We start from the raw sequence: 20095 nt of genomic DNA, 5'->3' as shown, positions 1-20095 counted from the left end.
TATATTCCTTGACTTACCTAATGTTTTTAATATTAATCAATGAAAATTAGAGAAAAACAGCGATATTTTAAGAAAATGAAAGTATATTGAGGGAGCGAAGTGGTTGGCCGGAGCGAATCTTCAAACGTCTATTCAGTCAAAATAATGACCAGGCAAGGGCAATCAATGATAGCAGGGTGCACATGTTTGTTTATGTGTGAAAAGTTAAGTTGATAAAAAAAGATTATAGCTATCACAATGGATAACCATAACCTTTTTTCATCTGTGGTATATATTTAACTTGTTAATCCCATTCTTTGAACCTTGCCAGTGCTTTTTTTATCAGTGGAACAAGCTTCCCTTCAGATTCTCTTTGTTTCTGCCACTCATTGTAACTAGCAATGGCAATCAGTAGGACACCAACGATTAATAGGTAGCCCCACCACGGTAAATTGCCCCAATAAGGTCTGGTTTGGTACATCACATTAAATAATAGTGTGCCAAGACCGACAAAGAAATAGGATTTGATTTGCAATTTCATCCCCGTTAAGAATGAGGCCAGCGATAACGTACCGATAATAATGGCATCCCAAACCGTGCTGCTCTGGATCGCATCATTAATCAAATAGACAGTAATAAAGATCAAGATAACCGTTTGTACATGATTCATAATGTTTTTCTTATGCCGCCATGTCCTGACTGCTAATAAAATCGACAGCAGTAGGATAGGCAATGCCTTGAATTCAGCATGTAATAATGGCGTTATCAGCTCCAAATATTCTTCTAAAACTATATAGTAGGCTGGCAAAAGTGAAATACATGATAAGGTAACCAGCGTCTTCTTCCCTGCGGATGAATGAACTCGTTTGATTTGCAGATATAACCAACTAGCAAGCATCAGATAAGGCACTATCTGCAGCCATATATTATCAGTCATGCTAGAAAGGGTAAAGGCAAAAAATACATACAATAGGGCACCTACTGCATACCAATCTACATCAATAACCTTCTTCTCCTTTGTCAGATAGAGACTCGTAAAGACATAGCTGCCTGATCCAATTAACAAAACAAAGAACCCGATAGTAAGAAGAATAAGATAGTCTGGATTTATGATCACTTGCTGCTGATTCCACATAATAATCGAAGCAATCACAGGGATTAAACTAAACATCAGCCATTTGCGAACATGCAATAAGTATAAAGCTAACACCATCCATGCCAGCAAAATAACTATCTCAAAGAACGTGCCTGGCATCCATGAACTCACCACAATAAGCTGATTAAGATGAATAAATGGTATCATATACCATTCGATTCTCTTTTTCCAAACAAGTGGCACCATAATCCAACCCACCAAGAACAGAATACTAGTAAAAATAGGTATATATTCTAATTCTAAGGATAGTTGCCAATCATAATAATACAGATACATCGTCATCATCCATGGAATCATGGTCATCCCTGCAAATAAAGACAGTTTAATTTGCCATTCTTTCTGCTTAACCATTGCGCTATACACGTAAATCAGTGTAGGAATAGCAGTTATGGCAGGATGAATCTCGTGATCCATAACGAAATCGACAGCAAATAATAACAGCAAACCAAGTATCACCACATGGGCAAGTTTAAAGAAATGTGGCTTAAGTGCCTTGTCATACTTTCCTGCATACCAATCAATGATAAGCAGTAAGACTGGTGCAAACACCATATACCAGCCATACCCTGACAGCGAATCTATCGGCATAAAGCTGTACAAAGACATATAGAAAAACAATGTCGTCAACGCTACAATACTCCATAATAACTGGCTCTTAGACCGTTTCACAAACCAAATGGCTACGGCAATGCCAACTAAAAAAATCAATGAACGGTTGACTTTGCCGTCCCAAAAGAAATAATAAACAGCTGCTTGTAAAATAGCCATACAGTAACTAACCTGCCCAATGTAAAAGGCGGCCCGTGCCAAATTTGGCTTCTTCCATCGATCCCATACTTTACAGACCCCGAGCAAAATAAGAGAAGCGACCGCAACATGTATGGGAAGATTCCATTGTTCATAAGAAAGTCCCATTCGGCTTGTTAACTCTGGATACAACACGAATAGAGCAAAAATCCAGCTGACGGCGTGCAACCATTCTGCTGTTTGTTTTTCTATTCCATTTGCAGAATGAGCCACAATCAAACATATGACACCTAATAATACCAACATGATAGTTAGCTCCATATATGCCATAACTAACAATGTATTTAACATGGCAATCAGCATGACTGCTGCTGACAGGTAATACGTACTTGTTTGAATAGGCTGAGTAAATGCCCATTTTTTGCGAACACCAACAACCACGAATAAGATACCTGCATATACAAAAAGAAAGAATTCCCAAGTTATCACAAAATACGGCTCCACTACCGTATTCCATAATTGCAGCCCAAATACAAAGAGAAAAATAGGTGCCAGCCAGCGAAATACTTGGCGATTAGTAATATGAGAAAGATAGAGGTAAGTTCCAGCAACAACAAGATAAGCAAATAATAATGTCCAGGAATCTGATCCTCCTCTGATCACCAACCCTTGAAAACTTATATAGATAAAAGCAAAAAAGGTAATAATTCCAGCAGTATAGTGGAAGACTTTCTCAACAAAGCTATCCTTTCTCATAAGATAAGCAAACAAGATATATCCTGCCCCTAACAAGGCATAGACAAATATATCGATGGACTGCAGCCACGAAGATTCCGTTAGCTGAAACACCCCATAGGCAAACAATACAACAAAAACAAATTGATAGGTTTTGGTATGGTACACGAAAACCATAGCCATATAGAGCACGGCCGTCAATAAAACGTTAAAACTGTAAAAGAGTGCCTGATCAAATACAGCCAGCATTAGTAAAGTCGACACAATTAAATTCAACTGTGCATATGCAGGCAATTCTTTGAAAAATAGAGCTGATTTTGTTTGCTGCTGACGATGAAAACGATGATAGCTAAATAATAAAGCAGCATTATAGAGCATGATTAACAGGTAAAACAGATCTACCGGTACCTGCAATGCTGCAAATAAAAAACCGACAAAGAATGATAAAAATAAAAAGGAGATCCAGACAAACAACCTTGCTTGACTGACCAAGGCGTTTCTAACGTATAGCGGGAGCGGAATCAATGTACACATCATTCCTAATATGTACCTGCCTTCCCCATCAATCGTGAGATAGGATCCCAATAAGCCGAAATAACCGATGGCCAATATTCCAATTGGGAGCAATAAACTTCCAAGGGTAAGAAAAGCAAAGGCTGTCTTTTCGATCTTCAGAAACTTACTCGATATCATACTTAAAGCAAGGAAAAACAAGGAAACACCTAGTAAAGTGATTACTTTCATTAAGGCTCCCATTTGATCCCATGTGCTTGTCGCAACCACTAAACCACTAATTAATAAAAAAACCACTCCGATGATCAGCAGCCAAGTAATATTTCGTTCGCGGATTTGCTCACTTGTTTTCTTCGGTTTAGGAGGTTTTTCATTTGGTTGCTTCACTGGTTTTGGTTTCTTTATTGCTGCAGGACTCGGCTCGACCTTGATAACCGGCTGATCGATTGGTTCTGTTGGTTGTTTGACAGTTTCAGTCTCTTGTTCTTGTCTCATTTCACTCTGCAACTGAGCAAACTCTTTTTGCTGTAGGTGATATTGTTGATAGGTCTGCATAAACCGGTGAAATTCCTTCTCAGTCAGATAACCTTGACGAAATAATTGCTTTATTTCCTCCTTTACAATTTTCTCTTTGGTTGATCTTGGAATCTCGTCCATTAAGCTCACCTCTTTCTTTATATTCATGTTCAATAAGTTCGATAAAAAGGACCTTCATCAGTTAAGTTTGCAACATCGTGTTGCAACACCGATACTAGCACAGTGTGTGCGTCGGCAGGCTAAAGCCATGACGTCCTGTCATAACGCCTGCACTAGTACGTCCTGTACGCTGAAATTCAAGGCAGCACAGCCTTTGAGCAGATGGTCTTGCACGCAGAAAAAGCGACCTTCTTTTTCAAGGAACGGAACGTACGCTTTTAATACGTGAGTAGCGGACTTGCACAGCACGTGCATTGTCCACATGATGTGGACGGTTTTAGTAGAAGTTTCCCGATTGCCAACTCCGACATTCGCCGTGTCATTTTTGTTGGACTTTTTAAACAAGCTCTTTATGTACCAATTTGGTTAGGGTTGTTTACCCCAGTACAACTGTCCTTCATTCCGCTGCTTCAACATGGCGGTATTTCAAACTATTATTCCGATAAATCTCACTTTATGATTATAATTGCTAAAACAAGAAGAGATCACTCTTCTACAAAATATGCTGTGCAATGATTTTATCCAATTTTCTTACATCGACTTTTTTATTTAATTGGAGCTTAAAATGGCCGCTTTTCGTCCATAACTCAATCTCGGCATTGACATCAAATGTTCCGCCATTTTCGGAAGAATACATATCAATCGATTTAAAAGGAATAGTATAGATTTCTATCTTTTTCCCTCGAATGCCTTGCCTGTCTGCAATAATAAACCGTTTATTCGTGACAACAGCAACATCCCTGACTGTTTTGTATGCTGCCTCAGCAACTTCCCCTTCCACCAATAATTCTTTCAAATTATCCGGAACATCCACTTCTTCATAAAAAGTCCATTGTAATATTTCTCCCACATCGGCCATATTATTTCCTCCTTTTGATTTATTCAGTAATAGCTGCCAGCATGTAAGCTTTACCTCATAACTCCCCCACCAGAGATCTTTACCGATTCCCCAACAATATTTCGAGCAGCATCTGTCAGCAAATAGATAATGGTATTTGCCACTTCTTCAGGACCGGTAATTCTCCCCGATGGAATACTCTTTTCTGTTTCTGCAAATACTTTCTCAAAGGACTGCTTCGTAGCTTCTGCCTTATGTTTGAGTATATTCTCCGCCATCTCTGTAGCAACGAAACCTGGACATACTGCATTCACACGAATGTTATATTTAATCGCTTCTAATGCCATCGATTGTGTCCAGCCAATCATGGCAAACTTAGAGGAGGCATAAGCTGTATTACCATATGTACCTCGTAAACCTGAGAGAGAGGCAACATTCACAATATTGCCCTGCATATGTTGCACCATCTTCAGGTAAATATCTTTCGTTAAACTAAAAGCAGCATAGTAATTGATATCCATTAACTTTTCAATATATTCCCTTTCAAGGGATTCAACCGGCTGATTACCTGCCATACCTGCTGCATTCACTAAATCCGAAATAAACCCTAATGACTCCTCTGCCTGTTTTATCAATAGGTCCCGTTCCTGAGAAACCGTAATATCGGCAGGATGTGCATAAATATATTCGGGGGAACGATAGGTACGAAGTTCCTGTTCTAAGGCGGTAAGCTTCCTTTCGTTTCTGCCTGTAATGGTTACTTTTGCACCACTCTGCACCGCTAGTTTGGCAGTGACAGCACCAATACCGCCTGTCGCACCAGTAATCAATACATGGCGCCCTGTTAACACATCAGCAGCGAAAATGGACATTTTCCTCTCTCCCTTCTTTTATTGTTGTACAACTATTACGCAAACATCAAGCTAAGTTTCAAAAATATCAACTGGACTTGAACCAGCTATGCATAGGCTTCTTTTATTATAGCATGGTAATAAGACAAACCTATAACCTCTGATCATAAGATTTTTCAAAGCGTTGTTCAACAAATTACCAAACAGTATAACGAAACTTTTCTTTTCAGGGTATTCATATCCACTATCTCATACTTGCTTCTCATCTAGCAGGTTTTTAAACACGTACTCCAAGCATAAAATGTTAATTTAAGGATGACGCTTGTATACAAATTGAATAATCGGATGGAATAATTCATACTGCTTGCTGAATCTTTGTTCATCGTTCCCAGCAAAAACAGCTTCTACTGTTAAACGAAATATTACAGCCCTGATAAGCATGTCATCATTATTGGAGAACCAATCGATATTCGTAATATCCGATCCTTGCCAGGCAATACAATCTACTATTAATATGGCTTCCGCATAAGCTACTGGGGCAATTGTTGGTGAAAAATCTATTACCAAAGGAGGCAATATCTTATCAAAAAGAATATTCCCTGCCAGATCCCCATGAATAATTTGGAAATCATCATACTCCCGTAAGGCCAAATTATTTAATAACCTCTTTAAAACCTTAGCAGCCTTCTGATTTATGTCGGCTGGTATCTGTATTTGCCCCCATGCTACTCGATGTGCCATACTCCAAGGATCATTTGGTTTTATTCCTCCTGTTAACACTTCTATCTTTACTTGCTTTAAATCATGATGAAGCGCTCTGGAAACAGCTAACTTTTCTTTGAGCTTTCCTTGTTTCTCCTCACCATTTTCATATTGCGTGCATTGCCAGCCATGGCCGATAAAAGTGTTTTCCTTCGTCTTCAACGGTTTTGCCACACGATAATTAACTGGAGATAGCTGATCGACAATGGACAGCACTGTCTCACTGTATACTGTATCTTCAACTTGTTTTACTACAGCATTATCGATACGAAAAGAAGTTCCTTGCCCTCCAGACAAAAGGACACCTTCTCCTGTTAAACAAAAATCCTGCTTTACCTCACTAGGAATCATCTAACTGCCTCCTGACTATCATTTGACATGAACAATACATACCCTTGCTTAGGAACAGAAAAAACGAAGTCCCTAATGCCGTTAAATCTTATCCTTGTCAGCCTCTCTATTGCTGCTCTATTTCCCTACAAATAATACTTTGAAATAGGCACCAGCTGCTCATCTAATTCGTAGACAAGAGGAACCCCGGTTGGAATATTCAGATTCACTATATCTTCATCACTGATATTCTCTAAGTATTTTACTAACCCCCTTAAACTATTACCGTGCGCTGCCACAATGACCTTTTTTCTCTCAGCTAATACAGGCTTAATCTCGTGATTCCAAAAGGGAATAACACGTTCAATCGTTGTTGCAAGGCTTTCCCCAGTCGGAAGCTCTGCTGCTGTCAGTTCCTGATATTTTAACTCTTTGCCAGGATAACGGTCATCGATTTTATCCAATGATGGAGGCGGTGTTTGAAAACTGCGCCGCCACAGCAGTACTTGTTCTTCCCCATACTGTTTGGCAACCTCTTCTTTATTTAAGCCTTGGAGAGCGCCGTAATGCCGTTCGTTCAATTTCCAGCTTTTATAAACCGGAATCCAGAGATTATCTGTTTCCTCTAGTACATAATCAAGTGTTTTAATGGCCCTTTTTAAGTAAGAGGTAAAAGCGATATCAAAACGGAATCCTTTTTCTTTTAGTATTTTACCAGCCTGCTTTGCCTCAGCTGCTCCTTTATCTGTTAAATCAACATCGGTCCAGCCAGTAAATAAATTAGCTACATTCCATTCACTTTCTCCATGTCTGATTAATACAAGTCTCATTATTTATTCCTCCTTTTACTGTTTATTTTATATATACCCTGTTTAATAAGTTATACAACCTAGGCTTACTACCAGTCTCTAGATCTTCTATACCAATGATATCGTGGTTTTTGACTATCTCGGTGGAGATCTTATCTAACATGTCCTTTCTTGCATTCGCTATTTTTTCGTGAAGCCGGGCCACTTTTCTTTTTTTGTTTATGCCAATTAGCAGAACCCATTTGTCGCCTGGACAGAATCACCTGCGCTTTTGCCAGCTTCACTTCTATTATCCGAAGAAATCTTGGGTTCACATACACAGTTCCATCTGAAAGGGTGGCAAAATGGGTTAATCCGACATCGATGCCTACCGATGAACCTGTTTTTTCATGGTGTTCGGCTTCGGTTTCGACTAATATTGAAACAAAGTATTTACCGGAAGGGTTACGCCAAAACGTCTCCTTACCGCCTGAGGGATACCCTTCATGCGCTTGAAGAGGGAGTTTTCTCGCCTATTTCTGATAAATGTTTATCTTTTCCTATAAAAAAACCCTTAATTTTGACTAAAAGGCTGGATAGCATTTTAGTCAAAATTAAGGGGGATATACATTAAATACTGGTTTAATTCTTATAACAAACAAAAAAGATGCGTTCGTTCTCCTCTGGATTCTCAGCGATCATTGTTTGAAAATCTCCATATATCTGAACATTTGTCCAACCTGCCTGCCTCAACATCTCCAGATAATCATGAATGGAAAAAGTGCGCTGCAGATGTTGTTCATCAAAGCGCTCATACTGACCAGTCTGTTCATCCTGTAAGAAAAAGGTTAGATCATGTAACAGGCTGTTAGAGGCCTCTCCTGGTTCACAGAGCCAAACATAGGTAATATCCTCATAGATTTCCGCAAAGGTTTGACCTGCCATATCCTCTTGGAAATGTTTGATACTGTGAACATCAAAGATAAAAACTCCTGTTTCTTTCACGCTCTGATATACCTTAGTAAACGCCTGGATAACGTCTTGTTTAGAAGTCAAATAGTTGATCACATCACACAAACTAACTGCAATATCATAATCGTGCAGCCCTTCCAACTGACGGATATCCTGTTGAAGATACTGGATATTGGTTGTATTTGCAGCGGCGTAAGCAAGCATATCCTCAGAGTAGTCTACACCTGTTACTTGATAACCCATTTGTGCAAAACAGGCACTAAGCTTACCAGTTCCGCAACCTAAATCAAGCAAGCGCCCAGAAGCAGGGCCAAAGTGATGGACAAACTCTTGCCACTGCAGGTAAGGGGCATCCTCCATTAATATATCATAAATATAGGCCAGCTTTGCATAAGACATACTATAGCTTCACTTCTAAATGAGGGGCATCTCCCCATAGTCTTTCTAAATTATAATAATTTCGTTCATCTCGATGGAAGATATGACAAACAACATCTTCTAAATCCACTAATACCCAGCGGGCCTGGTCAAATCCTTCTATCCGCTTTAATTCTATTTCCTGTTCATCGGCTACTTCCTTTATTCCACGTGCAATAGCTTGTACTTGTCGTTCACTGCTGCCTTCACAAATAAGAAAATAATCAGATATCAAAGAGACATGCTGCATATCAAGAATCACAATATCTTCTGCGCGTTTATCATCACAAGCTTTTGCCACTAATTCCGCTAAATCTTTACTCTGCATTCAAGTTCCTCCCAAGTCCTTCATTATATAATTGAAATGTATCTGGATAAATCGATTGATTCTTACTGATTAAAAAGATAATCGTATTTCTAGCCGCCATCCAACAAGCCTTGTCTATGTCATCATAAACGACTTGACGTACTTCTTCAACCCCTGGGAAAGATCTTCCTGGTTCAATATAATCGGCGATAAAAATAACCTTATCCATTTGACTCATATGCTGTTTACCTGTTGTATGCCAATAAATCGCACTCTGGATTTCCGGGTCACATATCCCTATTTCCTTCTCCAACATTTTCGCAGCTACTGGACCATGCCACAATTCCTGATGATAATCAAGCAAATCCTGAGGCAGCTGTTCTTGGATAATCCAACGCTTTAGTTCCTTAGCATCACGATATTTAGCATAATCATGGAAAATAGCCGCTAATTCCACTTTTTTCAGATCCAGCTGGTAATGTTCGGCAAGATCAAGAGCCGTTTCCATCACTCGGATGGTATGCTCATACCGTTTGATTGGCAGCTGTTGTCTGACCATTTCCAATGCTTGTTCTCTGTTCACTTCTCCCACCCAATTTCTGCTGTTTCCTTAACAATAGAAAGCTTTCTGTTACTATTTTATGAATATAAACCGTTTTTATTAATAAATGCAATGACTTCCGGCGGTGTTAAATAACGAATCGACTGCCTCTGTTGAACACGTTGCCGAATCATGGTCGACGAAATATCGATTAAAGGCATGTGTACTTCCTTAACCGGATAATTCGTTTCTAATGAATGACCTGGCCGATTAACACCTACAAAGGTGACTAATTCTAATAAGATATCAATTTCGTTCCATTTTGGCAAATATTCGACCATGTCACCGCCAATAATAAAATAAAAAGTATCTTCCGGGTATTGTTCTTTTAGCAGTCTAACTGTCGTTAATGTGTACGAAGTACTCGCACGCTCTACTTCAATTGGATTAACAAAGAAGGCAGGATGTCCTGCGATTGCCCGTTTCGTCAACTCCAAACGGTCGGCTGCTGTTGTTTTGGCATTGGCCTTGTGTGGCGGCTGATAGGACGGAATAAACCAGATTTCGTCTAACTCTAATTGTTGATAGACCTGTTCTGCCATCAGTAAATGCCCATAATGAGGTGGATCAAATGTACCTCCGAACAATCCAATTCGTTTCATATTCCCACCTGCTTTATGGCAATGTAATTTGCTTATTTTCTTCTGATTCTCTATATAAGATGATCGTATTGCCAATAATCTGAACAATATAAGCCTCCGTACCTTCTGCTAGCGCCTCGGCAACATCATGCTTGTCCTCCATACAATTCTGCAAGACCGATACCTTGATAAGTTCTCTCTTCTCCAGTGCCTCACCAACCTGTTTGATCATATTCTGATTTACCCCGTCCTTACCTACCTGAAAGATCGCTTGTAAGTGATGAGCCTTCGCGCGTAAAAAACGTTTTTGTTTACCTGTTAAATTCAATTGATTTCACCTCTTAATTTCTTTTCTAACTGATCTACTAAATGAGATACCTCCAAGTTCTTGCCTGTCCATTTTTCAAATGCCAGTTGCCCTTGATATAACAACATTGCATGTCCATGATGAATCTGAGCACCACGGCTTTTAGCATCTTGCAAAATTTTTGTCATAATAGGTTGATACACGATATCGCTGACTACTGCCCCCGTACGCAGATTATCTAAACGAATAATTTGCACATCCTGATGCGGCTTCATACCAACTGATGTCGTTTGCACAATTAAATCATACTCTGCCAGTTGCGCCTCAGCCTCTTCAAAGCTAATCACACTGGTAGAAGCATTTCCGATTCGCAAAGAAAGTAAGGCCTCCGCCTTCTCCAGTGAACGATTAGCTATGTCAAGTCGGGCGACTTGTTTTTGCATTAAAGCCCGATAAATTCCACGTGCTGCACCACCAGCTCCTAATAATAACACAGAAGCGTCTGATGTTAAAAGGTTTGGAAAGATATCTGCCAATGACCGGACATATCCTTCCCCATCTGTACTGTAGCCTTTCCATTTCCCATTTTTTTGTACAACAGTGTTTACGGCACCTAATATCTCAGCCTCTTCATCCATTTCATCCAAGAAATCAATAATCACCTGCTTGTAAGGAACCGTGATATTAAAACCGTCCACCTGCTCGTCCTTTAGTCTCTGGATCACTTGCGGAAGTGCCTCAAAGTCACCCTCATACAGCTTATATTCCCCATCTAGATCCGCCGATTCTAAGAAATGCTGATGAATCCATGGTGATAATGAATGTCCAATTGGGTTGCCAATCAAACCTAATTTATATGTCATTTACGTTTTCTTCCTCTCTATATCAATGCCGGACGCAAAGAAATTTGTACTCCTTTAGGAGCGTGAACGGAAACAGTAATGCCGCCCTCCGTTATCGATAACCAGCCTAAACCTGGGATCACAATATCTGTTTTTTCCCGTGGGATCTTTATCGTTTGTTTCACCAAAGGCGGTAAGTGTTCCAGAGTTGCCGGGCTTGGTGGCTGCAGCAGTTCACCTACATGTTTCTCGTAGAAATCCCCTGCCTGTTCCAGCTTCGTTCGATGGATCATTAACTGATTGGAAAAATAACCGACAAACGATTGCTTAACACCTTTTTCAAAATCGAACCGGGCAAACCCGCCAAAAAATAATGTCTGCCGATCTTGAAGCTGATATATTCTTGGTTTAATTTCCTTCTTCGGATGAATCAGTTTTAAATCTTCGTCTGTCACATAATGAACTAATTGAGATCGATTGACAACACCTGGTGTATCATATAAATAACTGGTTTCATCTAATGGAATTTCGATAAAACCTAACGTTGTTCCTGGAAAATAGGAAGTGGTAATAGCATCTTTCACCCCACTGCTGCGGTGAATTAACTGATTAATAAACGTAGATTTACCCACATTTGTACAACCAACTACGTAGACATCTTTTTGGTTGCGAATTGCCTCTATCTCTGCTTCAACCTTTTCAAATCCCATACCCTTGGCCGCAGAAACAAGAAAAACATCCTGTACCTTCAAGCCATATTCACTTGCTGTCTTTTTCATCCAGTTAATTAGTTTATTTTTATTAGTCGACTTCGGCAATAGGTCCACTTTATTACCAACTAAGATAATGGGATTATGTCCTGTTAATCGCTGCAATCCAGAGATAAAACTGCCATTAAAATCAAATATATCGACGATTTTTACGACCAAACTGTCGGTATCGCTTATTTGTTGAATCATACGTAAATAATCATCATCGGTATATTCTACATCTTGTACTTCATTATAATGTGTTAAGCGAAAACAACGTTGACAAATAATATGCTCTTTTGTCAATGCACTGGCTGGCACATACCCCGCTTTGCTCTTATCTTCTGTTTGTATTTCTGCTCCACAGCCTTCACAATAGATGGTTTCCATTACTTTTCCTCCCATGAAATCATACCTTTTCTGCGCATCCAAGCAAGTACTCTTCTTTCCAACATTCGGTTTAACCTTGTTATTTTACTATCTGTCTCCACAATCGGAACTACTAATATCGTGTGAAAACCTGCTCGATTTCCTCCAAGGACATCTGTCATTAATTGATCACCAATTACAACGACCTCATCTTTCTTTAAATTCATCTGCTTGGTGGCGTGTTTAAAAGCCTTAGTAAGCGGCTTCCGTGCACTATAAACAAAAGGTGTCTCTAATGGTTCGGAAAAGATACTAACCCGTTCTTTATCATTATTTGAAATAATGGTTACTTTAATATCATGTTCCTTCATATCCTTAAACCAGGCGGCAATTTCCGGAGTGGCATCTTGTACATTCCAAGCTACCAACGTGTTATCTAAATCGGTAATAATTCCTTTAATCCCCATATCCTTCAGTTTAGCAGGAGTAATATCTAACACGCGCTGCACATGTTCGTTCGGCAAAAAATTTTTCAACAAAATACGTCCACCTCTACTATCAATATACATACCTCTATCTATGATAAACAATTTTGGCGTTTTATTCAAAGGAAACTAAGAATTATCATCAAAAAGATGCTGAAAGATATATTATATACTCTAACTTTCGCACCTCGGAAATCGCATACCATCTATTGACATCAGTATTTGTAGTTAGTCCGATCGATTTCTTGAGAAAGAAAGCAATGCATGTTTATACGTGCTCTTAGCCCGTTTGCATAGCATTTTCAACAAAGAAGCTAAGGTACTTTTTAGTTCGATTATGCATAATAAATTTAAGAATCGTTCGACAATTTTTTACAAGAAATGAATTGTGGATAACTTTATACACAATTTCCACAGTGATTGCAGCTACCTTTACCCTATATATTATCCTTTTATACACAAGTTATAAACAATGAGGTGTAGATAATTGTTCGGTTGTTGATTTAATTAATTCATGCTACATTAACTATTACATGGAATGGACAACCTATTTGTGGGAGGGGACACAATGGAGAGATTATCAGACGAGCTGCTCATTGAATCCTATCATAGAGCAAATGAATTAAGCCTAAGCCATGAATTCATTCACTTAATGGAAGAAGAAATGAAAAGAAGGTCATTAATTGATCCCGTTGACGCTGCTAATCAAATATAGAGCTCCAGCACTTAGTCACTTATTGACTAAGTGTTTTTTATTCTCTTAGAGATTGTTCAAAAAGGCATCAAATAAGTAAGTATTGAATTGCTTCCAAGTTGACAGCTTGTTGCATACGCACTTAAACAAATGGGCAGAAAAAAAATGCAAGCTGCACTTTCTTTAGCACTTCGGACAACACCTCTGCATACGATGAAGGTATAGGCAAATACCCAGACTCTCTTAGGAGGTGTTGTATGTCCATTCTGCTAGGTCTGTTAGCTATGTTTAAAGAGGCTCTATTCTTTGTTGCTTATGTCAAACAAAATACCTTCCCACAGCCGCTTCCCCCTGAAGAAGAGCAAGAAATGATAAAACGGCTTCATGAAGGAGATGAGCATGCACGCAATAAATTAATTGAACATAACTTGCGTTTAGTCGCTCATATCGTGAAGAAATTTGAAAACACCCAGGAAGAACCGGAAGACTTAATTTCTATCGGCACCATCGGATTGATTAAAGGGATTGAAAGCTATTCCAGTGGGAAAGGAACCAAACTGGCAACCTATGCCGCCCGCTGTATTGAAAATGAGATTCTTATGTATTTGCGAGCCACAAAAAAAACCAAGAAAGATATTTCATTACAAGATCCGATTGGTCAAGATAAAGAAGGAAATCAAATTAGTCTGATCGATATTCTTGAAGCAGATAATGAAGATATAACAGAGGCCATTCAGCTGCACATGGAACTGAAAAAAATCCAAAAATACTTACGTGTACTTGATAAGCGTGAAAAAGAAGTACTGATTGCAAGATTTGGCTTAGGAAATACAGATGAACTCACCCAACGGGAAATTGCCAGTAAATTAAACATTTCGCGAAGCTATGTTTCTCGAATAGAGAAGCGGGCATTAATGAAGGTCTTTCATGAATACTACCGGAATGAATTAAAATAGCTGTCGTGAGGACGACAGCTATTCGTCTAAATTTTCTACTACGTTTACAATAATGTTAGCAGCATTAGCAGAAGCAATCTTCAGAAATTCGTCAAAAGAAATAGACGAGTTCTTTCCGGCTATATCTGATAATGCACGAATCACTACAAATGGTCTGGCATATTGATAACAGACTTGCGCAATGGCCGCGGCTTCCATCTCGGCAGCAATCATGGAAGGAAAGACCTTTCTGACAGCTTCCACTTTGTCCGCATCCTCCATGAAAGCATCACCTGTACTAATTAAGCCTTTCATTGCCTGAACATTATCTAATTGCTTTACTGCATATAATGCCTTTTCAACTAGGACCGGGTCAGCCTGAAACACTGGCGGGAGACCTGGTACTTGTCCATATTGATAGTCAAAGGCAGTCACATCCACATCATGATGCACCACATCTGAGGAAATAACCACATCACCAACCTCTAAACTTGGATGGAATCCCCCGGCTGAACCTGTATTAATAACAACACTTGGATGGAAACGTTCAAACAGGATCGTGGTGGCAATGGCAGCATTTACCTTACCAATTCCTGATTTCAGCACCACAACCTCTTTACCAGCCATTGTGCCAATATAAAACTCACCATTAGCTACCCGTACTGTTTCTTTCCATTCCATCTCGTTCTTTAATAATTCTATTTCTTCATCCATTGCTCCAATAATACCAATCATCCATGTACCTCCCTACTGCAGTTACCCTCTATCATTACTAATTAGTTCTTCCACCAATACCGGCTTCCAACCTTCCCCATCAACCCACTCCAGATGTACCCGGTATACTTCGTCTTGATTTGATTTTGGTGAAACGGTTGCTTCTACTCCTTGTTCTCCTGCACTGCCAAACCACCACTCTACTTGCTCATCACTCGGAATGCCTGTGGCTACTTCAACAGCCTTTTTCATTTCTTGCCAATCCGTAGAATTTTTATCGAAGGATGTAGTGTGCGGCCCACTTTGGGACGTACCGATTGGTTCCCAATTGCTTTCATAGGCTCTCGCTACATTACTGTCACTAGACTCTACCTCTTTCAATTCATTTTCATCTTCCTCATCGTCTTCGCCTTCTACCTCATTGACTTCTAAACCTTTTTTCTCTTCTTTATCATTAGATGAACCTAAAGCAAATTCAGCTGTGTTTTGGTTATCATTTGCTGCGGACGAGTCATTACCCAAATTCACGGAAATGACCACGATTAGAGCAACAATTAATGAGCCGCCAATTATGCTTAGCCATGTAATTGCTTTTGTATTTGTTCTCTTCTTCTCAAATCGATCTCTTCTTGTGTTGCTCTCATTGTTATCAGTCATCTCTGCTCCCTCCCTCTATATATTATACTAAAAAAAAGATAAGTTCTCCACGACCAAACCAAAGTTTAGAAAAATGAATCGATTTTCTTCTATTTTTGTCATAGTCGCAGGGAAATCACCATATATATAGAATAAAGTTAGTTAGACAAGTATTTTCCGTTTAGTGACAGGATATAACAATCCAGTTACGGTTATGCCTCATCAAAAATCGAATCCATAAAGGAGTGTTTTCATGCTAACAACTACTTTTGACCGAACGCTGTGGGAGAATATCCCTTTTGACGCCATCAGCTATGATAAGGACTATCAATTACTTGATATCCATTTTGTTAACGGGAAGACGATACGTTATCATTCGATTTCTGAGGCGGTCGTTTTTCAATTAATTATTTCCCTCGAAAAGGAAAGGATGATTGAACAGCTAGCAACCCATATAGAGGATGTTCAAAAAGTCCAATAGAAATGCTACAGCGAATGTCGAAGTTGGAGATAGAGGAACTTCTACTAGATCACCCACATTTTTATCGAACTTGTTGCACACGCACATGTATTAGAGCCAACATCGATTTAAACCATGACAAAAATGGATGTCATCTGCACACTTGACATCCATTTATTCATTACTCTACATTTAAAATTTTTACATTCATTTCGCCGGCTGGTGTAGGAACGATAACTTCTTCACCAATAGCGTGACCTAACAAGCTTTTAGCAATTGGGGAGTCATTGGAGATCTTTCCTTCAAATGGGTCTGCTTCTGCACTACCTACAATGGTATAGCTTTCTTCTTCCCCATCAGGCAATTCCTGAAAAGTAATCGTTCTTCCCAATGAAACGATTCCAGAATTTTCCTCTTCATTTGTAATAATCACGGCATTTCGAATCATGTTCTCTACTTGTACAATTCGCGCTTCTACAAATGCCTGCTCGTCCTTCGCTGCATCATACTCTGAATTCTCTGAAAGATCACCAAAATCCCGTGCAATTTTGATGCGTTCCACTACTTCTTGGCGTCTTTCTATTTTCAAAAATTCTAATTCTTCTTCTAACTTTTTGAGACCATCTTCTGTCATATAAAATTCTTTTTCTTCTGCCATAACCCTTCACACTCTCCTTCAATCTACTATATATCAGATAAGGAATATCTTTATAAAGGTGCTTCAAAATAGTTCCATAAAAATGACCCAGCAAGTTTTTTGAACACACACTCATACATGATATGAAACCTTATCCAGAAATAGCACTTATAATAATCATGAAAATACTCTAGATAATACTATCTCAGATTTTTAATTATTTTTCAACCATTATTGTTGACTTCATTTATGAATTGACAGATATTTTATTTCCTCTATTAAACCTTACTATCATCTGCTAAAAAGCGACAAAATTCTTAGATATTTCAGTCTGTTTCTACTCATTTAAACCTGCTGAAGTTTCCGAAGCTTCAAACCAAATCAAGCAAAGGATAACAAAAAACAGGAAATCAAGAAGTATTTATATATGTTATGGTAGCCGAAAATATTAATATCTCCTTACACTAATAGCGACCCCGTCCCCAACCGGGAGGATAACCGTATCATAATCTTCATGTTCTAACAACCAGCGATTATATTGATCTATCTTGGCTGACATATTGCGTAATCGCTTAGGTGCTTCTTCCGGATTGGCCACAAAACCGCGGAATAGTACATTATCTGTTACAATTACACCTCCAGCGTGTAACAAAGGCTGATATAAGTCAAAGAAATGCCGGTATTGACCTTTAGCTGCATCTATAAAAATCATATTGAAATCAGCCAGTGGTTCCACCTTATCTACGGTTTCTAATGCATCGCCAAAAATAACCTTAATGTGTTCTGTTTGACCTTGTTCTTGTATGTTATGAAGGGCTTGTTTATACATTTCTTCATTTCTTTCTATGGTAACAACCTGCAGATCATTTTTGGCTTCCACCATGCGTAAAGCAGAATATCCAATAGCCGTCCCTATCTCCAAAATACGTTTCGGCTGATAGAGCCGGATTAGCTGCTGCAAAAGACGAATCCCCTGCTTATCCATAATCGGAACATGATGAGCTTCTGCCTGTAATTGCAGTTTTTGCACCCACTCTGGCTCACTATCGATTAAATCTAACAAATAATGATTGACTTGCCCATAATTCACCCAACGCTCCCTCCCTTCTTCAAACAGCGTAAAAGCAGGGGATATCCCTGCTTTAGTCTTGGCTGTGGATGTACTCTTCTTCCAAATGCTGATGTTCTTCATATGTTTCTGAATAATAAACATTGCCTTCTGAATCAGCTAGGAAATAGAAATAATTATTATCTGCTGGTTCCAAAACAGATACTAATGAACTTTCCCCAAAGTTAGCGATTGGTCCTACCGGCAAACCATCTACATAGTACGTATTATAAGGCGATTCAATCTCATAGTGATCATACGTTAACCGAGGAATGTGCTCCCCGTGTGCGTATATAACAGTAGGGTCGGTCTGCAGCCTCATCCCGTCTTCCAACCTATTATAGAATACTGCCGCAATCTGTTGTCTATCCTCTGCCGAAGGTGCTTCCTCCTCTACTAGGGAAGCAAATGTCAACAACTCATGAAGAGAGAAATCAGTCGCTTCGATCTCTTCTCGATGGCTGTCCACTATTTCATTTGTTTTGTCTAACATTTGTGTTACGGCTTCTTCCACAGTTGGCTTATCATGAAAAAATTCATAGGTTGCTGGGAACAAATAACCTTCCAATGGATAGATAATGTCTTCATTTAATATCACTTCATGTAAGATCGCCGGATAGTTATCTATCAGTTCTTCTATATAAGATTCATCCTGCATTTTTTGTAAAAAATCTTCTTGGTTTATACCCGCATTTTCTTCATAAATAGTAGCAATTTCTTCCATATTTCGTCCTTCTGGAACCGTTACACGAAGCACCGCTTCTTCCATAAGTGTCCCTGTCGCCAATTCCTCTGAAATTTCCTCTAATGTCATAGAAGGGGATAAAGTATATTCACCAGCTTGAAAATCAGCCATATTATGTAGTTTTACATAAAAGCGGTAAACAAGGCTATTCTCAATCAAACCTTCTTCTTCCAGTAAATCAGCTATATCTGAACTAGAGGCACCCAACGGTATGGTAATTTCTACTTCTTGATTAGATGAGGGATCGACTGGCGAGATCGCTTTTTGAATATATTGATAAGCAGAAAAACCACCAACCACTACTATGATAGCAAATATAATCAGTAGGATTAGAATAATTTTTCTAGCAACGGAGACATCTTTTGCCCTTTTAACTGCTAATTCATTATATTTCGGTAGTTTTTGTTTATTTTTCTTCTCTTCACTCATAATTAAGGGTTTCCCCCCTTTCACCTGCTATATTATACTACAAAATAAAAAAAAGGGAAACAATACGATAGCTTCCAACAAGGACCTGCATTTTATCATGACAATATAAGAAACACCAAGAGCAGCATTTGGTTATTTACCTTTTAGTTAAGATAGATGCCCGCTAGGAGAAGTCGCTTTTCGCAAGATTCGACTTCTCTCCGCTTCCATCCTCTTTCTTCTTTTATGTTACCCATAAACATATATACTTTTTTATAATGTAAATGAATCGAGGACCGATCCATGAATGGATTGGCCCTCGATTCTATTTCTTATAGAGGTTGTTTAACAAAAAACAACTACTTAGCTTTTGCCGCACTACCCTTGTCTCATTTTCTGTTGTTTTGGCAGGCCGATCGGTATTAAAGCATAAAATTTGTCCGTTATTCCGTTAAATCGGTGTCTGCAATCGTGTTTAATACTTCCTCTACCATATCCCATTCTTCCTCTGATTCAATATGATAAAGCTCTAAATCATCATCATTTGCTTTTTCTTCATAACGAAATGCAAAGACTTCGACTTCTTCATCTTCCTTCTGCTCTGCAGGGACAACTGCTACATAGGAATGGCCTGACTCATCCACATCAAAGGTAAACAGTACCTCGAATAAGTGTTCTTCACCATTCTCATCAGGAATAATAATTCGTTCTTTCTCTTCTAAAGCCACATAAA

General features: G+C 39.0%; 22 protein-coding genes and 1 pseudogene. 3 read left to right on the top strand and 20 right to left on the bottom strand.

Going from position 1 to position 20095, the window contains the following annotated elements; genetic code table 11:
* Nucleotides 1-283: 283 nt before the first annotated feature.
* The 14 genes and pseudogenes from JOD18_RS21980 to JOD18_RS21915 form a co-directional block, all read right to left on the bottom strand.
* Nucleotides 284-3787: a hypothetical protein gene (locus tag JOD18_RS21980; RefSeq protein WP_204671400.1), complete on the bottom strand. Its 3504-nt coding sequence runs from the start codon at nucleotides 3785-3787 to the stop codon at nucleotides 284-286.
* A 532-nt stretch (nucleotides 3788-4319) separates the two neighbouring features.
* Nucleotides 4320-4685, bottom strand: a complete 366-nt coding sequence (locus tag JOD18_RS21975; RefSeq protein WP_204671399.1) for a PH domain-containing protein — start codon at nucleotides 4683-4685, stop codon at nucleotides 4320-4322.
* A 50-nt stretch (nucleotides 4686-4735) separates the two neighbouring features.
* Nucleotides 4736-5536 carry an SDR family NAD(P)-dependent oxidoreductase gene (locus JOD18_RS21970; RefSeq protein ID WP_204671398.1) on the bottom strand — a complete coding sequence of 267 codons (801 nt, stop codon included), beginning with the start codon at nucleotides 5534-5536 and terminating at the stop codon, nucleotides 4736-4738.
* A gap of 288 nt (nucleotides 5537-5824) precedes the next feature.
* Nucleotides 5825-6628: an aminoglycoside phosphotransferase/kinase family protein gene (locus JOD18_RS21965; protein ID WP_204671397.1), complete on the bottom strand. Its 804-nt coding sequence runs from the start codon at nucleotides 6626-6628 to the stop codon at nucleotides 5825-5827.
* A gap of 125 nt (nucleotides 6629-6753) precedes the next feature.
* The gene (gpmA, locus tag JOD18_RS21960) at nucleotides 6754-7437 is read right to left on the bottom strand and encodes a 2,3-diphosphoglycerate-dependent phosphoglycerate mutase (RefSeq protein WP_204671396.1); all 684 of its coding nucleotides are present in this window, start codon (nucleotides 7435-7437) and stop codon (nucleotides 6754-6756) included.
* A gap of 34 nt (nucleotides 7438-7471) precedes the next feature.
* Nucleotides 7472-7874, bottom strand: a pseudogene (locus JOD18_RS21955) (RNA-guided endonuclease InsQ/TnpB family protein); the annotation flags it as partial.
* Between the two features lie 163 nt (nucleotides 7875-8037).
* The gene (locus tag JOD18_RS21950) at nucleotides 8038-8766 is read right to left on the bottom strand and encodes a class I SAM-dependent DNA methyltransferase (protein WP_204671394.1); all 729 of its coding nucleotides are present in this window, start codon (nucleotides 8764-8766) and stop codon (nucleotides 8038-8040) included.
* Between the two features lies 1 nt (nucleotide 8767).
* A complete protein-coding gene (gene rsfS / locus JOD18_RS21945; protein WP_204671392.1) occupies nucleotides 8768-9112 on the bottom strand; it encodes a ribosome silencing factor in 345 nt (114 codons plus the stop codon).
* A complete protein-coding gene (yqeK, locus tag JOD18_RS21940; RefSeq protein WP_204671390.1) occupies nucleotides 9102-9674 on the bottom strand; it encodes a bis(5'-nucleosyl)-tetraphosphatase (symmetrical) YqeK in 573 nt (190 codons plus the stop codon). Before yqeK ends, rsfS begins: the two co-directional genes overlap by 11 nt.
* Nucleotides 9675-9730: 56 nt before the next feature.
* Nucleotides 9731-10294, bottom strand: coding sequence for a nicotinate-nucleotide adenylyltransferase (locus tag JOD18_RS21935; RefSeq protein ID WP_204671388.1), 564 nt, complete (start codon nucleotides 10292-10294; stop codon nucleotides 9731-9733).
* 13 nt (nucleotides 10295-10307) lie between these two features.
* Complete coding sequence (gene yhbY / locus JOD18_RS21930; RefSeq protein ID WP_204671386.1) at nucleotides 10308-10601, bottom strand: ribosome assembly RNA-binding protein YhbY; 294 nt, start codon at nucleotides 10599-10601, stop codon at nucleotides 10308-10310.
* Nucleotides 10598-11443 (bottom strand): shikimate dehydrogenase, encoded by an 846-nt coding sequence (gene aroE / locus JOD18_RS21925; protein ID WP_204671384.1) that lies wholly within the window; start codon nucleotides 11441-11443, stop codon nucleotides 10598-10600. The genes yhbY and aroE overlap by 4 nt, the downstream gene beginning before the upstream one ends.
* Nucleotides 11444-11460: 17 nt before the next feature.
* Nucleotides 11461-12561 carry a ribosome biogenesis GTPase YqeH gene (gene yqeH, locus JOD18_RS21920; RefSeq protein WP_204671382.1) on the bottom strand — a complete coding sequence of 367 codons (1101 nt, stop codon included), beginning with the start codon at nucleotides 12559-12561 and terminating at the stop codon, nucleotides 11461-11463.
* Nucleotides 12561-13079 carry a YqeG family HAD IIIA-type phosphatase gene (locus JOD18_RS21915; protein WP_204671380.1) on the bottom strand — a complete coding sequence of 173 codons (519 nt, stop codon included), beginning with the start codon at nucleotides 13077-13079 and terminating at the stop codon, nucleotides 12561-12563. Before JOD18_RS21915 ends, yqeH begins: the two co-directional genes overlap by 1 nt.
* Nucleotides 13080-13593: 514 nt before the next feature.
* Here JOD18_RS21915 and sda point away from each other — a divergent pair.
* Nucleotides 13594-13740: a sporulation histidine kinase inhibitor Sda gene (gene sda / locus JOD18_RS21910; protein WP_204671378.1), complete on the top strand. Its 147-nt coding sequence runs from the start codon at nucleotides 13594-13596 to the stop codon at nucleotides 13738-13740.
* A 236-nt stretch (nucleotides 13741-13976) separates the two neighbouring features.
* The gene (gene sigK / locus JOD18_RS21905) at nucleotides 13977-14675 is read left to right on the top strand and encodes an RNA polymerase sporulation sigma factor SigK (protein WP_204671377.1); all 699 of its coding nucleotides are present in this window, start codon (nucleotides 13977-13979) and stop codon (nucleotides 14673-14675) included.
* 18 nt (nucleotides 14676-14693) lie between these two features.
* Here the strand turns inward: sigK and mtnN are convergent, their stop codons facing one another.
* Both mtnN and JOD18_RS21895 read right to left on the bottom strand, forming a co-directional pair.
* Complete coding sequence (gene mtnN / locus JOD18_RS21900; protein WP_204671376.1) at nucleotides 14694-15389, bottom strand: 5'-methylthioadenosine/S-adenosylhomocysteine nucleosidase; 696 nt, start codon at nucleotides 15387-15389, stop codon at nucleotides 14694-14696.
* Nucleotides 15390-15410: 21 nt separating this feature from the next.
* Nucleotides 15411-16025, bottom strand: coding sequence for a YrrS family protein (locus JOD18_RS21895; RefSeq protein WP_204671375.1), 615 nt, complete (start codon nucleotides 16023-16025; stop codon nucleotides 15411-15413).
* A 232-nt stretch (nucleotides 16026-16257) separates the two neighbouring features.
* On the opposite strand from JOD18_RS21895, the gene JOD18_RS21890 reads away from it, so the two are divergent.
* A complete protein-coding gene (locus JOD18_RS21890) occupies nucleotides 16258-16485 on the top strand; it encodes a KTSC domain-containing protein (protein WP_204671374.1) in 228 nt (75 codons plus the stop codon).
* 160 nt (nucleotides 16486-16645) lie between these two features.
* Here the strand turns inward: JOD18_RS21890 and greA are convergent, their stop codons facing one another.
* From greA to JOD18_RS21870, 4 genes are all read right to left on the bottom strand, one after another.
* Nucleotides 16646-17122, bottom strand: coding sequence for a transcription elongation factor GreA (gene greA, locus JOD18_RS21885; protein ID WP_204671373.1), 477 nt, complete (start codon nucleotides 17120-17122; stop codon nucleotides 16646-16648).
* A gap of 427 nt (nucleotides 17123-17549) precedes the next feature.
* Nucleotides 17550-18191 carry an O-methyltransferase gene (locus JOD18_RS21880; RefSeq protein ID WP_338029598.1) on the bottom strand — a complete coding sequence of 214 codons (642 nt, stop codon included), beginning with the start codon at nucleotides 18189-18191 and terminating at the stop codon, nucleotides 17550-17552.
* 52 nt (nucleotides 18192-18243) lie between these two features.
* The gene (mltG, locus tag JOD18_RS21875; RefSeq protein ID WP_204671372.1) at nucleotides 18244-19383 is read right to left on the bottom strand and encodes an endolytic transglycosylase MltG; all 1140 of its coding nucleotides are present in this window, start codon (nucleotides 19381-19383) and stop codon (nucleotides 18244-18246) included.
* Between the two features lie 422 nt (nucleotides 19384-19805).
* Entirely contained in the window at nucleotides 19806-20090 is a 285-nt protein-coding gene (locus JOD18_RS21870; RefSeq protein ID WP_204671371.1) for a DUF1292 domain-containing protein, read from the bottom strand.
* Nucleotides 20091-20095: the final 5 nt, after the last annotated feature.

The organism is Gracilibacillus alcaliphilus, from assembly GCF_016909015.1.
Lineage (GTDB): Bacteria > Bacillota > Bacilli > Bacillales > Amphibacillaceae > Gracilibacillus > Gracilibacillus alcaliphilus.
Note: the sequence above shows the minus strand (reverse complement) of the source record. Positions and strands in the feature narration are given on the sequence as shown.

Bases quoted from the DNA above. Each gene is read 5' to 3' on its own strand.
- JOD18_RS21980 (WP_204671400.1), bottom strand. From the start codon at position 3,787: ATGGACGAGATTCCAAGATCAACCAAAGAGAAAATTGTAAAGGAGGAA.
- JOD18_RS21975 (WP_204671399.1), bottom strand. From the start codon at position 4,685: ATGGCCGATGTGGGAGAAATATTACAATGGACTTTTTATGAAGAAGTG.
- JOD18_RS21970 (WP_204671398.1), bottom strand. From the start codon at position 5,536: ATGTCCATTTTCGCTGCTGATGTGTTAACAGGGCGCCATGTATTGATT.
- JOD18_RS21965 (WP_204671397.1), bottom strand. From the start codon at position 6,628: ATGATTCCTAGTGAGGTAAAGCAGGATTTTTGTTTAACAGGAGAAGGT.
- gpmA (WP_204671396.1), bottom strand. From the start codon at position 7,437: ATGAGACTTGTATTAATCAGACATGGAGAAAGTGAATGGAATGTAGCT.
- JOD18_RS21950 (WP_204671394.1), bottom strand. From the start codon at position 8,766: ATGTCTTATGCAAAGCTGGCCTATATTTATGATATATTAATGGAGGAT.
- rsfS (WP_204671392.1), bottom strand. From the start codon at position 9,112: ATGCAGAGTAAAGATTTAGCGGAATTAGTGGCAAAAGCTTGTGATGAT.
- JOD18_RS21935 (WP_204671388.1), bottom strand. From the start codon at position 10,294: ATGAAACGAATTGGATTGTTCGGAGGTACATTTGATCCACCTCATTAT.
- aroE (WP_204671384.1), bottom strand. From the start codon at position 11,443: ATGACATATAAATTAGGTTTGATTGGCAACCCAATTGGACATTCATTA.
- yqeH (WP_204671382.1), bottom strand. From the start codon at position 12,561: ATGGAAACCATCTATTGTGAAGGCTGTGGAGCAGAAATACAAACAGAA.
- sda (WP_204671378.1), top strand. From the start codon at position 13,594: ATGGAGAGATTATCAGACGAGCTGCTCATTGAATCCTATCATAGAGCA.
- sigK (WP_204671377.1), top strand. From the start codon at position 13,977: ATGTCCATTCTGCTAGGTCTGTTAGCTATGTTTAAAGAGGCTCTATTC.
- mtnN (WP_204671376.1), bottom strand. From the start codon at position 15,389: ATGATTGGTATTATTGGAGCAATGGATGAAGAAATAGAATTATTAAAG.
- JOD18_RS21895 (WP_204671375.1), bottom strand. From the start codon at position 16,025: ATGACTGATAACAATGAGAGCAACACAAGAAGAGATCGATTTGAGAAG.
- JOD18_RS21890 (WP_204671374.1), top strand. From the start codon at position 16,258: ATGCTAACAACTACTTTTGACCGAACGCTGTGGGAGAATATCCCTTTT.
- greA (WP_204671373.1), bottom strand. From the start codon at position 17,122: ATGGCAGAAGAAAAAGAATTTTATATGACAGAAGATGGTCTCAAAAAG.
- mltG (WP_204671372.1), bottom strand. From the start codon at position 19,383: ATGAGTGAAGAGAAGAAAAATAAACAAAAACTACCGAAATATAATGAA.